This window comes from Streptomyces cellostaticus (genome assembly GCF_001513965.1).
GTDB classification, from domain to species: domain Bacteria; phylum Actinomycetota; class Actinomycetes; order Streptomycetales; family Streptomycetaceae; genus Streptomyces; species Streptomyces cellostaticus.
In genome coordinates this window covers 518537-532052 of sequence record NZ_KQ948016.1, presented here as the reverse complement: position 1 = coordinate 532052, position 13516 = coordinate 518537, and the positions used below count along the sequence as shown (strand labels likewise).

The 13516-nt window shown below is 72.1% G+C and carries 16 protein-coding genes; 6 read left to right on the top strand and 10 right to left on the bottom strand.

The features are described 5' to 3' along the window. Positions 1-23 precede the first annotated feature (23 nt). The 4 genes from AQI88_RS06010 to lipB form a co-directional block, all read right to left on the bottom strand. A complete protein-coding gene (locus tag AQI88_RS06010; RefSeq protein ID WP_066992996.1) occupies positions 24-728 on the bottom strand; it encodes a DUF4191 domain-containing protein in 705 nt (234 codons plus the stop codon). 62 nt (positions 729-790) lie between these two features. Beyond that, the gene (locus AQI88_RS06005; RefSeq protein ID WP_066992994.1) at positions 791-988 is read right to left on the bottom strand and encodes an SCO2195 family GlnR-regulated protein; all 198 of its coding nucleotides are present in this window, start codon (positions 986-988) and stop codon (positions 791-793) included. A gap of 217 nt (positions 989-1205) precedes the next feature. Further along, on the bottom strand, positions 1206-2171 hold the full coding sequence (gene lipA / locus AQI88_RS06000) for a lipoyl synthase (RefSeq protein WP_066992992.1): 966 nt from the start codon (positions 2169-2171) through the stop codon (positions 1206-1208). A gap of 106 nt (positions 2172-2277) precedes the next feature. Beyond that, on the bottom strand, positions 2278-3075 hold the full coding sequence (gene lipB, locus AQI88_RS05995; protein ID WP_066992989.1) for a lipoyl(octanoyl) transferase LipB: 798 nt from the start codon (positions 3073-3075) through the stop codon (positions 2278-2280). Positions 3076-3315: 240 nt separating this feature from the next. On the opposite strand from lipB, the gene AQI88_RS05990 reads away from it, so the two are divergent. After that, positions 3316-4779 carry an NsdA family TPR-like regulatory protein gene (locus AQI88_RS05990; RefSeq protein WP_066992987.1) on the top strand — a complete coding sequence of 488 codons (1464 nt, stop codon included), beginning with the start codon at positions 3316-3318 and terminating at the stop codon, positions 4777-4779. 16 nt (positions 4780-4795) lie between these two features. Here AQI88_RS05990 and AQI88_RS05985 read toward each other — a convergent pair whose 3' ends face one another. Both AQI88_RS05985 and AQI88_RS05980 read right to left on the bottom strand, forming a co-directional pair. Beyond that, on the bottom strand, positions 4796-6160 hold the full coding sequence (locus tag AQI88_RS05985; RefSeq protein WP_066992984.1) for an NAD(P)/FAD-dependent oxidoreductase: 1365 nt from the start codon (positions 6158-6160) through the stop codon (positions 4796-4798). 193 nt (positions 6161-6353) lie between these two features. Beyond that, on the bottom strand, positions 6354-7247 hold the full coding sequence (locus AQI88_RS05980; RefSeq protein ID WP_066992983.1) for a TIGR01777 family oxidoreductase: 894 nt from the start codon (positions 7245-7247) through the stop codon (positions 6354-6356). Between the two features lie 82 nt (positions 7248-7329). Between AQI88_RS05980 and AQI88_RS05975 the strand changes: the two genes are divergently transcribed. Further along, the gene (locus AQI88_RS05975) at positions 7330-7818 is read left to right on the top strand and encodes a GNAT family N-acetyltransferase (protein ID WP_066992981.1); all 489 of its coding nucleotides are present in this window, start codon (positions 7330-7332) and stop codon (positions 7816-7818) included. 14 nt (positions 7819-7832) lie between these two features. Here AQI88_RS05975 and AQI88_RS05970 read toward each other — a convergent pair whose 3' ends face one another. After that, the gene (locus tag AQI88_RS05970; RefSeq protein WP_066992975.1) at positions 7833-9026 is read right to left on the bottom strand and encodes a MarP family serine protease; all 1194 of its coding nucleotides are present in this window, start codon (positions 9024-9026) and stop codon (positions 7833-7835) included. Positions 9027-9225: 199 nt separating this feature from the next. Here AQI88_RS05970 and AQI88_RS05965 point away from each other — a divergent pair, with 199 nt between their 5' ends. From AQI88_RS05965 to AQI88_RS45765, 4 genes are all read left to right on the top strand, one after another. Next, a complete protein-coding gene (locus tag AQI88_RS05965) occupies positions 9226-10086 on the top strand; it encodes a peptidoglycan recognition protein family protein (RefSeq protein ID WP_066992974.1) in 861 nt (286 codons plus the stop codon). Positions 10087-10151: 65 nt separating this feature from the next. Continuing rightward, positions 10152-10370 (top strand): hypothetical protein, encoded by a 219-nt coding sequence (locus tag AQI88_RS05960; RefSeq protein WP_066992972.1) that lies wholly within the window; start codon positions 10152-10154, stop codon positions 10368-10370. Between the two features lie 78 nt (positions 10371-10448). Continuing rightward, positions 10449-10835: a DUF397 domain-containing protein gene (locus AQI88_RS48750; RefSeq protein WP_341849515.1), complete on the top strand. Its 387-nt coding sequence runs from the start codon at positions 10449-10451 to the stop codon at positions 10833-10835. Positions 10836-10962: 127 nt separating this feature from the next. Beyond that, a complete protein-coding gene (locus tag AQI88_RS45765; RefSeq protein ID WP_159050299.1) occupies positions 10963-11247 on the top strand; it encodes a hypothetical protein in 285 nt (94 codons plus the stop codon). Here AQI88_RS45765 and AQI88_RS05955 read toward each other — a convergent pair. The 3 genes from AQI88_RS05955 to AQI88_RS05945 all read right to left on the bottom strand — a co-directional run bounded on the left by AQI88_RS05955 (position 11198) and on the right by AQI88_RS05945 (position 13509). Beyond that, a complete protein-coding gene (locus AQI88_RS05955) occupies positions 11198-11719 on the bottom strand; it encodes a hypothetical protein (RefSeq protein ID WP_066992969.1) in 522 nt (173 codons plus the stop codon). The genes AQI88_RS45765 and AQI88_RS05955 overlap by 50 nt on opposite strands. Before the next feature lie 116 nt (positions 11720-11835). After that, positions 11836-12690 (bottom strand): helix-turn-helix domain-containing protein, encoded by an 855-nt coding sequence (locus AQI88_RS05950; protein ID WP_066993717.1) that lies wholly within the window; start codon positions 12688-12690, stop codon positions 11836-11838. 300 nt (positions 12691-12990) lie between these two features. Beyond that, complete coding sequence (locus AQI88_RS05945; protein ID WP_066992966.1) at positions 12991-13509, bottom strand: DUF4240 domain-containing protein; 519 nt, start codon at positions 13507-13509, stop codon at positions 12991-12993. Between the last annotated feature and the right edge of the window lie 7 nt (positions 13510-13516).

Genomic DNA, 13516 nt, shown 5'->3' with positions numbered 1-13516 from the left:
GAGCGGGGAGGTGAGGCCGGGTGTCATCCTCGCGGCATCCGGGGGGAGCGACCGCCAGGGCCACGTCCGGGAATCGGACCCTTCGGCAGCGGCATGTTGCTCATCAGGTCGCCCATGGCGCGCAGCCGGTCGTTGGTGGTGGTCACCTGGGGGCCGGTGAGCACGCGCGGGAGCTTGAGCATGGTCGTGCGCAGCTTCTTCAGCTCGACCTGGCCCTCGCCCGTGCCCACGATCACGTCGTGCACCGGCACGTCCGCCACGATGCGGTTCATCTTCTTCTTCTCGGCGGCCAGCAGGGTCTTCACCCGGTTCGGGTTGCCCTCGGCGACCAGCACGATGCCGGCCTTGCCGACGGCCCGGTGCACCACGTCCTGGCTGCGGTTCATCGCCACCGCGGGGGTCGTCGTCCAGCCCCGGCCGATGTTGTCCAGTACGGCCGCTGCGGCGCCCGGCTGGCCCTCCATCTGCCCGAAGGCGGCCCGCTCGGCCCGGCGCCCGAACACGATCGCCGTCGCGAGAACGCCCAGCAGCAGGCCCAGGATGCCGAGATAGACCGGGTGGCCGATCAGGAAGCCGATCGCGAGGAACACACCGAGGGTGCCGATGCCGACGGCCCCGAGGACAAGACCGATCGTCTTGTCGGCCTTCCGGGTCATCTTGTACGTGAGGGCGATCTGCTTCAGTCGCCCTGCGTTCGCGGCGTCCGCCGCGGTTTCCTTCCTCGCCATGCCACGAAGTCTACGTGGCCCCGGGAGTGCCCACGACGGCAGTGCCCGCCGGGGGAGGGGGGTCAGGAACGGGTGGCGGCCTGCTCCAGGACGCGCTGTGCCTCGACCCGGTCCTTGGCGCGGCGGCGGTCCTCCAGCACGGAGGTCCAGGCGTTGCGGCGGGCGGTGCGCTGTCCGCCGCTCATCAGCAGGGACTCGACGGCGCGGAGCGCGTCGGTGAAGGTCGGGATGGCGGTGGCGCGAACGGGCGCGGCCTGCATGATCGAGGTCCCCCCTCGGATCGGGTGGTGTACGGGGCGTGATACCAGAGTCACTGATTGGTGTTACCAGGGCGTGTCCGACCGGTCAAACACCAATGAAGCTTTGATACAGAGCGCCGAAACGCTGACGCGGCCCTGATGGCTGCCCTCATCAGCGAGGACGGTCAGGACCGCGTCGACTCGGCCATTACTGGCCAGTAATTGCTTGTGCGCGAATTCACACAGCCTGGGTCGCGATGTACGAACCGCGCTTCTCGATCGCCATCTGGTACAGGCGCCCGGCGCGGTAGGAGGACCGCACGAGCGGGCCGGACATCACACCGGAGAAGCCGATCTGCTCGGCCTCCTCCTTCAGCTCCACGAACTCCTGCGGCTTGACCCAGCGCTCCACCGGGTGGTGGCGCACGGAGGGGCGCAGGTACTGGGTGATGGTGACCAGCTCGCAGCCGGCGTCGTGCAGCTGCTTGAGCGCCTCGCTGACCTCCTCGCGGGTCTCGCCCATGCCGAGGATCAGGTTGGACTTGGTGACCAGGCCGTAGTCGCGGGCCTCGGTGATGACCTTCAGCGAGCGCTCGTAGCGGAAGCCGGGGCGGATCCGCTTGAAGATCCGGGGCACGGTCTCGACGTTGTGCGCGAAGACCTCGGGGCGGGCGGAGAAGACCTCGGCCAGCTGCTCGGGGACCGCGTTGAAGTCGGGGGCCAGCAGCTCCACCTTCGTACGGCCGCCCTCGCGCTCGGCGGTCTGCCGGTGGATCTGGCGCACGGTCTCGGCGTACAGCCAGGCGCCGCCGTCCTCCAGGTCGTCGCGGGCGACGCCGGTGATGGTGGCGTAGTTCAGGTCCATGGTGACGACGGACTCGCCCACGCGGCGCGGCTCGTCGCGGTCCAGGGCCTCGGGCTTGCCGGTGTCGATCTGGCAGAAGTCGCAGCGCCGGGTGCACTGGTCGCCGCCGATGAGGAAGGTCGCCTCGCGGTCCTCCCAGCACTCGTAGATGTTCGGGCAGCCGGCTTCCTGGCAGACCGTGTGCAGGCCCTCGCTCTTCACGAGGTTCTGCATCTTCGTGTACTCGGGACCCATTTTCGCCCGGGTCTTGATCCACTCGGGCTTGCGCTCGATGGGGGTCTGGCTGTTGCGGACCTCCAGGCGCAGCATCTTGCGTCCGTCGGGCGTGACTGCGGACACAGCGGCTCCCTGTAGCTTCGATTCTTCGGCGTACACCAGGGTACGCCCGTGTTAACTGAGCCCTACCGGTGAGGCCAACCTCGCGGCCGCAGGGCGCATTCCCTGATCAGGCCGTGGCCTTTTCGATCACGCGGGGCTTCAGTTCCGCGTTCTCCAGGATGTCCTTCAGGTGGCGCTCCGCCACCGGCAGGACGTCCTCGATGGTGATGTCCCGGCCGAGCTCGTTGGCCAGGGAGGCCACCCCCGCGTCCCGGATGCCGCACGGGATGATCCGGTCGAACCACTTGTTGTCGGGGTTCACGTTGAGGGCGAAGCCGTGCATCGTGACGCCCTTGGCGACCCGGATGCCGATCGCGGCGATCTTGCGGTCCTCGCGGCGCTGGCCGGCGTTGGAGGGCGCGTACTCCGGGCCGTCGAGGCGGGGGTCGAACTCCTCGTCGGTGAGGCGCGGGTCGAAGTCGAGGGAGAGCCCGCCGAGCGCAGGCCGCTGCTCGACCGGGTCGCCGAGCACCCACACGCCGCTGCGGCCCTCGACCCGGGTGGTCTCCAGGCCGAACTCGGCACAGGTGCGGATGAGCGCCTCTTCGAGGCGGCGCACATGGGCGACGACGTCCACCGGGCGGGGCAGCTTCTGGATCGGGTAGCCGACCAGCTGGCCGGGGCCGTGCCAGGTGATCTTGCCGCCGCGGTCCACGTCGATGACCGGGGTGCCGTCCAGCGGGCGCTCGCTGTCCTCGGTGCGGCGGCCCGCCGTGTACACCGGGGGGTGTTCCAGGAGGATCACGGTGTCGGGAACCTCGTCGGCGAACCGGGCCGTGTGCACCCGGCGCTGCTCGTCCCACGCCTCCTGGTAATCGACGGCATCCGCACCGAACCCCATGCGGACGAACCGCAACTCACTCACGGCAAGCGCCTCCCTCAGCGAACCGGTGTGTCAGGCCTGTAACGCGCCCACGCCACTGTACGTCCGACCGGCGTACGTCAGCCTTGCGGGCAATCCTCACACGATCGGATGAATACATGGCGAACCGTGCGATCACCTGCTCACTCTCCGCTACATTCGCGCCGTCCAATAGGCCATAAGGGCTGCTCACAGGCAATCCCGGCACTTCAGAAGCCCGGAAGGCAGGAGACCGCACCACAGATGACGGACCGACCCGCGCAGCGCACCCCCAACCGCCAGCTCGCCGCGCTCATCGCAGAGGCGGGGTTCTCCAACGCGGGTCTGGCCCGTCGCGTCGACCAGCTCGGTCTGGAGCACGGGCTGGACCTCAGATACGACAAGACATCGGTCACCCGGTGGCTGCGCGGCCAGCAGCCCCGCGGTACGACGCCCGCGCTGATCGCCGAGGTCTTCACCCGCCGGCTCGGGCGCCGCCTCACGGCCCAGGATCTCGGCCTGGACGCCTGCGCCCCGGTGTACGCCGGCCTGGAGTTCGCGGCCACCCCGGAGGAGGCCGTCGACATCGTCAGCGGGCTGTGGCGCAAGGACTCCGGCAGCCACGCCGAGCTGCGCAAGATCGCCTTCACTCCGGCGGGGCTCGTCGTGCCCAGCCGGGACTGGCTGATCGGCAAGGCCGACGACCGGGTGGCCCGTGAGCCGGTGGCCCGGGTGCCCGCCCAGGGCCGCCCCGCCCTCAAGGACCGGCCGGAAGCCGTACCGGCTCCGCACCGGCCCCGCGGACACGCCGCCCGCGCCCCCGGCCACAAGGTCACCGGCGGCGACATCGCCGCGCTGCGCTCGGTCGGCGAGCTGTTCCGCACCCTCGACGACGCGTACGGCGGCGGCCACGCACGGCAGGCCCTGGTGCGCTATCTGGAGCACGAGTGCGAGCCGATGCTGCGCGGCGTCTACGACGAGCAGACCGGCCGCCGGCTGTTCGCGGCGGCCTCCGACCTCACCCGGCTCGCGGGCTGGACCTCGTACGACATCGCCGCGCACGGACTCGCCCAGCGGTACTTCGTGCAGGCCCTGCGGCTCGCCCAGGCGGCCGGGGACCGGGCCTACGGCTCCTACGTGCTGGTCACCATGAGCCGTCAGGCCGTCTACCTCGGGCACGGCAGGGAGGCGGTGCAGCTGGCCCGGGTGGCGCAGCAGGGGGTGGGCACCGGCGCGCCGCCGGTCGTGCAGGCGCTGCTGCACGCCTCCGAGGCCCGCGCGCACGGGGTGCTCGGGGAGGTGAGGGCGTGCACCGGGGCGCTGGTGCGGGCCGAGCGCGCCCTGGAGGCGGCCCGGCCCGGGGACGAGGTGCCGTACTGGGCCCGGTTCTTCGACGAGGCGCAGCTCGCCGACGAGTTCGGGCACTGCCACCGTGACCTGCAGCAGTTCCGGGCCGCCGCACAGCACGCGGAACGCTCCCTCCAGCTCCGCGCCCCCTCCTACGCCCGCAGCCGCCTCTTCTGCCGGGTCGTCCTCGCCACCGCCCGGCTCGGCCTCGGCGAACTCGACCAGGCCTGCACGCTGGCCGCGGAGGCCGCCGGCCAGGCGGCGGAGATGCGGTCCGCTCGCGCGATCGAGTACGTCAAGGACTTCGAACGGCGTCTGGAGCCGTACAAGGACGCGGCACCGGTGAGGGGGTACCGGGACAAGGTTGCGGCACTGGGCTGAGCGGGGGCCCGTCGGTCTACGCGGCGCGCGGCATCGTCGGGGCCGGGTCCGCCCTGTTCACCGAGCCTGCTGCGCCCAGGTCGGACAGGATCGCCGTGGTGGCGCGGTGGGCCGAGTGCAGGGCTCCCTGGACCGTGCTGGTGTCGCGGTGGTCGCCGCAGACGTACAGGCCCGCCAGCAGGCGTACCGGGCGGCGCAGATCGTGCGGTGGGCGCATCGCCGGTACCGCTTCCGGTGTGTGATGCACCGCCAGCGTCTCCCAGCGGCGCGTCGAGGTGCCGTAGAGCCGGGAGAGGTGGATGCGGACGGCGGTGTCGATTCCGTCGGGCGGGGTGCCCAGGACCGTCGAGGAGATCAGGACCCGGCCGGCCGGCGCGCGGCTCGGGTCCACGGTGCTGAGCACCGCCGTGTGTGCGACCGGCCCACCGCGGTCGGCGTCCAGCAGCAGTGACGTGCCCGTCGCGAAGACCGCCGTCGGGTCGTCCGTGGTGTGGTGGACGACCGTCACCGGGTGGAAGTCCGGCACCCTGAGGCCCGGCAGCAGTTCGGCCGCGGCCCGCGCGTCGGTCGCCAGCAGCACCGCACGGCAGCGGATCTCACCGTGCTCGGCCGTGGTCACCGAGGTCGTGGACACGGAGGTGACCCGCACCCCGGTGTGCACGGTGCCGGCCGGCAGCGCGCGGGCCAGCTGCTCCGGCAGCACCTCCGCGCCGCCCTCCGGCACGCACAGCCGCCCGCTCGCGAAGGAGTGCAGCGCCAGGTCGGCGCACCGGCTGGACGTGGTCAGCTCCGGGTCGCACAGCAGCGCGGCGAGCAGCGGACGCAGGAAGCCGTCGATCGTCCGGGCGGGCACCCCACGGGCCGCGAGCGCCTGCGCGGCGGGCAGTTCGGGCCGGGACAGCAGGCGTTCGACGGGGGTGGCGGCGATGCGGCCCAGGGCGGTGCCGAGCCGTGCCTGGTCGACCGCGCCGCCCAGCGGCGCACCGGCCCGGCCCGGCGTGGCCGCCGAACCCCTGGGGGCGCTTGCCAGGGCGCGCACCACATGGAGTGCGCCCCTTGCGCTCCCTCCGGCCGCCGGTGCACCCGCCCGGTGCGTGCGTCCGTCGCGGTGCAGCAGGACGCCCGGCGCGAAGCGGCGCAGGGCGAGCGAGCCGAGCCCCGGGGTGAGCCGGAGTTCGGGATAGGACGTGGACAGCAGTTGTCCGATGCGGTCGAGCCGGAAGCCGTCGACCTTCTCGGTCGACATACGGCCGCCCGCGTAAGGGGCGGCCTCCAGGACTGCGGTCGTTACTCCTGCGCTGGTGAGCCGATGGGCCGCCGAGAGTCCGGCTATGCCGGCTCCCACGATGACGACGTCCACCTGGTACGCGGGCTCAAGCACGAGGCCCCTCCTGTGGTTGCGCGGCCGGTGGAGACGTGATGCCCCCAACTGGCTCCGGGAATACCCGAGTTCGGGTCGAGGTTAGGGCCGCGATCGGTCAGGAACAGTCGCGCATCAACAGGGCACGGTCGCACGGCGGTCGCATACGGTCACAAGAGATCGCAGGAGGTCTCAGGAGATTCCCGAAGTCAGGTCAGGCAGCGCGGATCGCGTCCTCGATGCCCGGGAACGCAAAGGTGAACCCCGACTCCAGCAGCCGCTTCGGCACCACCCGCAGGCTGCCCAGCACCTCCCCGGCCATCTCGCCCAGCACCGTCCGCAGCACGGGAGCCGGCACCGCGAACAGCGTCGGCCGGTGCAGCACCCGCCCCATCGCCCGGGTGACCTCACGGTTCGTCAGCGGCTGCGGCGCGGTCAGGTTGAACGGCCCGGACAGCGTGTCGTGGTCGATGAGATGCCGGATCGCGGCGACCTCGTCGTGCAGCGCGATGTACGACCAGTACTGCCGCCCGTCGCCCATGCGCCCCCCGAGCCCCGCCCTGAACAGCGGGAACAGCCGCCCCCAGGCCCCGCCGCCGCGCGCGACCACCAGTCCCGTGCGCAGGAACACCGTCCGCACGCCCGCCTCCTGCACGGGCGCCGCCGCCTCCTCCCACTCCACGCACAGAGACGGCAGGAAACCGTCCCCCGGCGGCGCGTCCTCGTCCACGGCCCGGTCGCCGGTGTCGCCGTAGATGCCCATCGCGCTGCCGTTCACGAACACCCGCGGCGGGGTGTCCAGCGAGGCCACCGCCTCGGCCAGCGCCGCCGTGCCCAGCACCCGGCTGTCCCGGATCAGGCGCTTGTACTCCGGCGTCCAGCGCCGGTCGCCGATCCCCGCCCCCGCGAGGTTGACCACCACGTCGCAGCCGGCCAGCCCGCCCGCGTCCACCTGCTGCCGCGCCGGGTCCCAGCGGACCTCGCTCCCGTCCCGGGGCGCACGGCGGACCAGGCGCACCACCTCGTGCCCGTCGGCGGTCAGGGACCGCACCAGGGCGCTGCCGATCAGACCGGACGCTCCGGCCACGGCGATTCTTGAAAGTTCCATGATCCCAGCATGCGCCTCCGGCCCGCAGGATCAGCGTAAATTCCCGTGGGTCGGCGTCATCCGCCGTCATAGGGTGGCCGTCATGCCGGAGCCGTACATACGCATCGCCCTGCCCGAGGACGACCAGGAGCTGACCCTCCTCGACAAGGCCACCTGGTCCACGCTGCACGCGGTCGTACCCGAGCCGCAGCCGCCGTACGACCCCTTCTTCGGTGACCGGCACACCCCCGAGGACACGCTGGTCGCCGAGCTCGGCGGGCGCGTCGTCGGCTACGTCCTCCTCGGCTTCCCGACCCCGCTCGCCGCGAACGCGCACGTACGGCAGATCCAGGGACTCGCCGTCCACGACGACGCCCGCGGCAAGGGCGTCGGCCGCGCGCTGATCCGGGCCGCCGTCGAACAGGCGCGGGCGCGCGGCGCGCGCCGCATCACCCTGCGCGTGCTCGGGCACAACACCCCGGCCCGCCGGCTCTACGAGTCCGAGGGGTTCGTGGTCGAGGGCGTGCTGCCCGAGGAGTTCCTGCTCCGGGGAAAGTACGCCGACGACGTGTTCATGGGCCGCTCCCTGTGAGCGCCGCCTGAGCGCTACGACGTGACCAGCGGGCCCGTGTCCACCGGCGTCGTCGCCGTGTCCGCGCGCCCCGCGTCGCCCGCCACCTCGGCCGCCGTCAGGACGTACCCCGTCTCGGCGTCCGAGGTGGAGCGGGCGAAGACCACGCCGAACACCCGGCCGTCGGTGGTCAGCAGCGGGCCGCCGGAGTTGCCCGGCCGGACCGTCGAGCGGATCGAGTAGATCTCCCGGGTGACCGTACGGTTGTTGTAGATGTTCTGGCCGGTCGCCCGCACCCGGTTCGCCACCGTCGCCGCCTGCAGGTCCAGGCTCCCGTCCTGCGGATAGCCCGCGACCACCGCCGGGTCGCCGCGCACCGCGCTCCGGTCGAACCGCAGCACCGGGGCACGCAGCTCGGGCACGTACAGCACCGCCACATCCCGGTCGGGGTCGAAGAGCACCACCCGGGCCTCGTACGACCGCCCGGCCCCGCCCACCCGCACGCTCGGATGCCCGATGCCCGCCACCACGTGCGCGTTCGTCATCACATGCTGCGGGGAGTACACGAAGCCGCTGCCCTCCCGGCCCTCGGTGCCGGTCGCGCCCTCGATCTTCACCGTGCTCCGCCTGGCCGCGTTCGCCGCCGCGGGCGTGACACTGTCGCCGGTGGGTCTGGCCACCTGGGCCGTCGACTCGTTCTCGAACGGGTTGAAGACCTGCGGGAAGCCCGCCTCGGTCAGCGCGGAGGTGGCCCGGGAGAACCACACGGGGGTCGTGCCCGGCATCGTCTGCTGCACCGCACCCAGCAACGCCGAGTTCCGTATCGCCGTCGTCAGGGTCTGCGACGAGGAAGCGGCCAGCACACTCGCCGCGACCCAGGCCACGATCAGCACGGCGACCGAGTTGGCCGCAGCACCCCCTATCCCGTCCGCCACCCGCAGCGGACCCCGGCCCTCCCGGTCCAGCTCCCGCCGCAGCCGCAGGGCCAGCCGGCCCGCCAGCTCGTGCCCCACCATCCCCGGCATCAGCACCGTCACCACCGCCAGCACGGTCGCCGCCGCCGACCCGCGCGCCACCAGGCCGGTCACCCACGGCAGCACCCACACACCGACGACCGCGCCGCCCACGAACCCGGCCAGCGACAGACATCCGGCCACCAGCCCGCGCCGGTAACCGGACGCCGCGTAGACGAGGACCACCAGCACAAGCACCAGGTCGAGCAGGTCCACGGAGCCGCCTTTCTCTCGGACCCCTTCTGATACGGGCGGGACGGGCCCGTTGATCAGTCACGCGCGCGTGAAGGCCACCGGGACGGCGAACCGGCCACGTGTGCGTATACCCCCAGAAACGTCCTGGACCAGGACGATGGTTCCACCGGGTGGCACAGCACACATCGCGGGCCCGGAAGACCAGCCCGACAGTGGATCCATGCGTGTCTTCCGAAGAACGCCGCGGGAAGGGCGGCGGGGCGCTCCCCTTCCCGGCAGCGTGCTGGTGCTGCTCGGGTGTCTGCCCGGCCTGAGCGCCGTCCTCGCGCTGGCGCTGTGCGCCCGCGGCGTCGAGCGCCCCACGATGATCCACCTCGCCGACCCCGCCGAGGCCCGGCCCGCGACGGCCCACCGCGCCGCCCGGCCGCACATCGTGCCCCGCTCCGCCTGGCTGGACCGCGCCACCGCCCGGCACCGCCGGCCGCCCCCGCGCTACGACGACAAGGTGGTCGCCGTCTTCGTCCACCACACCGACTCGCCCAACCGCTACGACTGCGCCGACGCACCCCGCATCATCCGGCACCTGTACAGCGGCCAGACCGGCATCCGCGGCTGGGACGACATCGGCTACAACTTCCTCGTCGACCGCTGCGGCACCATCTACGAGGGCCGTGCCGGAGGTGTCGACCGGCCCGTCACCGGCGCCCACGCCCAGGGCTTCAACCACCGCACCACCGGTATCGCCGCCCTCGGCACCTTCACCGCGGGCGTTCCCGTCCCGCAGGCCATGACCGACGCGATCGCCGCCCTCGCCGCCTGGAAACTCGGCCTCGCCGACGTCGACCCGCGCGCCCGCACCCGCCTGGTCTCCAGCAACGACCGGAGCCGCTACCGGGCCGGGACCACCGCCACGCTGCCCGTCGTGGCCGGCCACACCGACGGCTACATGACCACCTGCCCCGGCGCCGCCCTGACCGCCCGGCTTCCGGAGATCCGGCAGAGAGCGGCCCGGCTGCAGGGCCGTACGACGGCGGGCGGCACGCCCACAGGAACGCCACAGGCGGCTCACCGGACCCCCTGAGCCCGCCGCCCTACCGTCGAGGCACGCGCTCACGCAGGGGCGCGCCGACGGGAGGCGGGGCAACGATGAGCGGTCGTACACAGCGGCAGGACGGGCAGGCGCGGCGGTCCGCGCCGGCGGGCTCCGCGTGGGCCCGGGCGGTGCGCGGACCCTGGACCGTGATCTGTGTCGTCGCGGCGGTCGTGGTCGGTCCGGCCGCCGCCACCGCCTCGGCCCTCGACCGGGCCAACGCCGCGCCGCCGCTGCACGCGCCGGAACACGAGAGCGCCAAGTCCCTTGTGTGACAAGGCAATCGGGCTTGTTTGCAACTTGGCGCAACGCTTCGGAGAGCCTAACCTTTTCAGGGCAAAAGCGAGGCAGGAGTGAGTGACCGGCGGTCGGGTTGTGCCGCGCACTGGCCACTCCCGCCGTCATCCTGCGGGGCTCCGCGCGTGTGCGGTACGGTGCGTGCGGACCGGCGAAAGCGGGAAATACGGGGGTTTCCAGGCACGAAGCAGCCTCCGGCCGCGCGGTCGCCGACCGTGGGTGAGGGGGAGTCAGGGGTGGGCGACGGTGACCTGCTCGCACTCGGCTGGCGCAAAAGCAGTGCATGCGACCCGTACGAGTGCGTGGAAGTCGCCCTGACGGACGGGGGAGTTCGGGTGCGCGCGTCGCATCGTCCGGACGGGCATGTCATCGCCTTCCAGGCTTCGGCCTGGGAGGGGTTCCTGCGTGCGTTATGCGGTAGAACCCTGGAAGGGCCGGCGTGAGGGGCGACTTCCGGCCATGGGACCGGGGCGAGGACAGGGACAGGGGGTGGCTGTGCTTCGATTGGGCCCAGCAGTGACAAGACATCCGCATCACCACCAGAGTCCAATTAAGCCGCCTGGGGGCGAGATGGGGGAATCCGCGAAGACGCCGCTTCCCGCCGGGAACGCGGACCGGCCGCGGGGCAGAGCGCTCTTGCCTCTGGTCGTCCTGCTCGTCATCGGCTTCGTGCTCTCGGGGGGTACGGCGACGCTGGTGGGCGTCCTGCTCTCCCTGGCGGTGACACCGGAACTGCGGCCGTGGGTGTGGGGGGTGTCGGGCGCGGTGACGGCGGCCCTCGCGGGCGTGCTGCTCGACCGGGGTACTACGGCTGCTGCCCGCCGCCTTCCTCATCGGTTCCGGGCGGAGGAGTAGCGGAGCTCTGCCGACGGTTGCGGAGCCACGTGCGGATGCGCTGACGGCCCCAGAAGAGCCCGGCGACGCCCGTGAATCCGCCCACGCTCCATCCCAGGGTGCCCATGGACGGGGTGGACCCCGGGGCGAACGTGTGCACCAAGGCGTGGACAGCGAGGGTGACGAGCGTCGTGGCCGTGCCCACGGCCAGAGCGATGGCGGCGAGGCCACGCGCGAGCCTGACGGCCCGCTTCTGGCCTTCGTCCGAGCCGAGGACCGCGTACAGGAAGAAGATCCGCACGTCGTTGTCGGTCGGGGGCCGCTCGGGGAGTGCTTCCCTGGGCGAGAGGAGGCCGTTCCCGCCGCCCGGGATGATCGCGGTCGGCTGTATCGGCTCCGCGCCGGCGGGTTCGGGCAGCTGGTCCTCGTCGGCTGCCCCGCCCGGTATCTCCTCGCCGGCCGGCTCCGACGGCTCACCCGCGGTTTCCGGCACAGGTGTGCCGGGGCCGGCGCCATTACCTGCCCGCCGCCACTGCCCTATCCAGGTGAAGACACCCGCCACGGGCCCTCTCCGATCTCTGCCCGACTGTCTCCAGTGCGGTGGAACTGCTAGGACGGGTACTGGGCCAGCACCTCGTCGATGAAGCCGATGGCCTCGTCGCCGGACACGGCTTTCCCGCGCGACTCCTCGAACCTGGCCAGGTACTCGTCGACGGCCTCCTGGTCGTCGCGGATCGTCAGCGCGCCGCTCGGGCCCTCGACGAAGAGCACGTCGTCGCCGCCCCGGAACGTCAGCGCGATCGAGCCGTTGCGCAGCACCGGGTGCGCGCCCAGCGTGAAGGGCACGACACTCAGCTCCACATGCGGGATGCGGGCCGCGGACTTCAGCCGCTCCAGCTGCTCGCGCATGGTGTCCGGCCCGCCGACCCAGCGGCGCAGCGCCGCCTCGTCGACCAGGAACCTGAGCCGTGGCTCGGCCGCCTCCCGGAGCAGCCGCCGCTGCCGCTCGGCCCGCAGTCGGACGATCGCGTCGGTCCTGGCGGCCGGGCGCTGGCCGTCCGCCAGCAGCGCGCGGGTGTAGCCCTCGGTCTGCAGCAGGCCGGGGACGAGTGCCGGGTCGTAGGCGGACAGTTCGCCCGCCGCGCTCTCCAGGCCGAGGTACGCGGCGAACTGCGGGCTCACCACCTCCCGGAACGCGCTCCACCAGGGCGGCCGCCGGCTCTCCCGGGTGGCCTGCTCCAGATCGCGGCGGATCCTTTCGTCCACCACGCCGTAGAGATCGAGGAGGGCGCGCAGGTCGGTCACGGACACCCCTACGGAGCCGCCCTCGATGCGGATGACCTTGGACGGTGACCAGGACAGGCGCTCGGCCACCTCGGGCTGGCTGATGCGCGCGTCATTGCGGTAGTTGCGCAGGGCGAGACGCACCCTGCGCCGTTCCAGAGCCGGATCTTTCGATGTCATCTCCTCGCGGTCCCGATTCTTTTCGAGGATGACTTCGAGCCGCCACCGGCAGGTTGCCACCTGGCAGACTGCCGCTGGCACCCTGCTCGGGGCGTCCTGCTACCTGGCCGCCCTGCGGAATGGGCTCAGCCTACCCCCGGCGCACGGAAGGCGTGGAACACGCGCCTGGCGCACGGTTTCTGACGGTGTGTCCTGTGGGACGGGAGATACCGAGGGCGCGGGTGAATCCGCAGCTCAGGCCGGGAAGAGGGCCATTCGGTGGGCCCGATGGAACGTTTTCGGTCGAATTTGGCGGCGGAATCAGCCCTTGAAACGCTCCCAAAGTTTGGGATAAAGCCCGGCGAGGACCGCCTCGTTCTCGAAGTCGACCGGCGTCCCCTCCGGTTCTGCGGGCGCGGGCGCAATACCCAGGTCCGGGGCGACGGTACCGGTGAGCTGCTCGTACGCCTCGTCCGCGGCGTAGCCCAGCTCCTCGCCGTCGCCGTCGATCTCCTCGTCGAATTCGTCCAGCAGCTCCGCCATCGAGTCCGGGGCGTGCACGGCGCCCTCGAAGACCTCCCGGCCCTGGCCGATCAGCCAGCACCGGAAGAAGTCGAACGCGTCGTCGCTGGCCCCGTCCAGCAGCACCCAGGCGGCGCCCCACAGGTCCCAGCGGTAGGCGCGGTTGTAGCGGGACTCGAAATGACGGGCGAAGTCCAGGACCGTCTCCGGGTCCAGCTGGAGCAGCCGCTCCACGAGCAGGTCGGCCTGCTCCTCGGGGTCGCCCTCGGCGGCCTCGCGGGCGGCGTTGATCAGCTCCCAGAACTCCGACTCTTCCATCACGGCA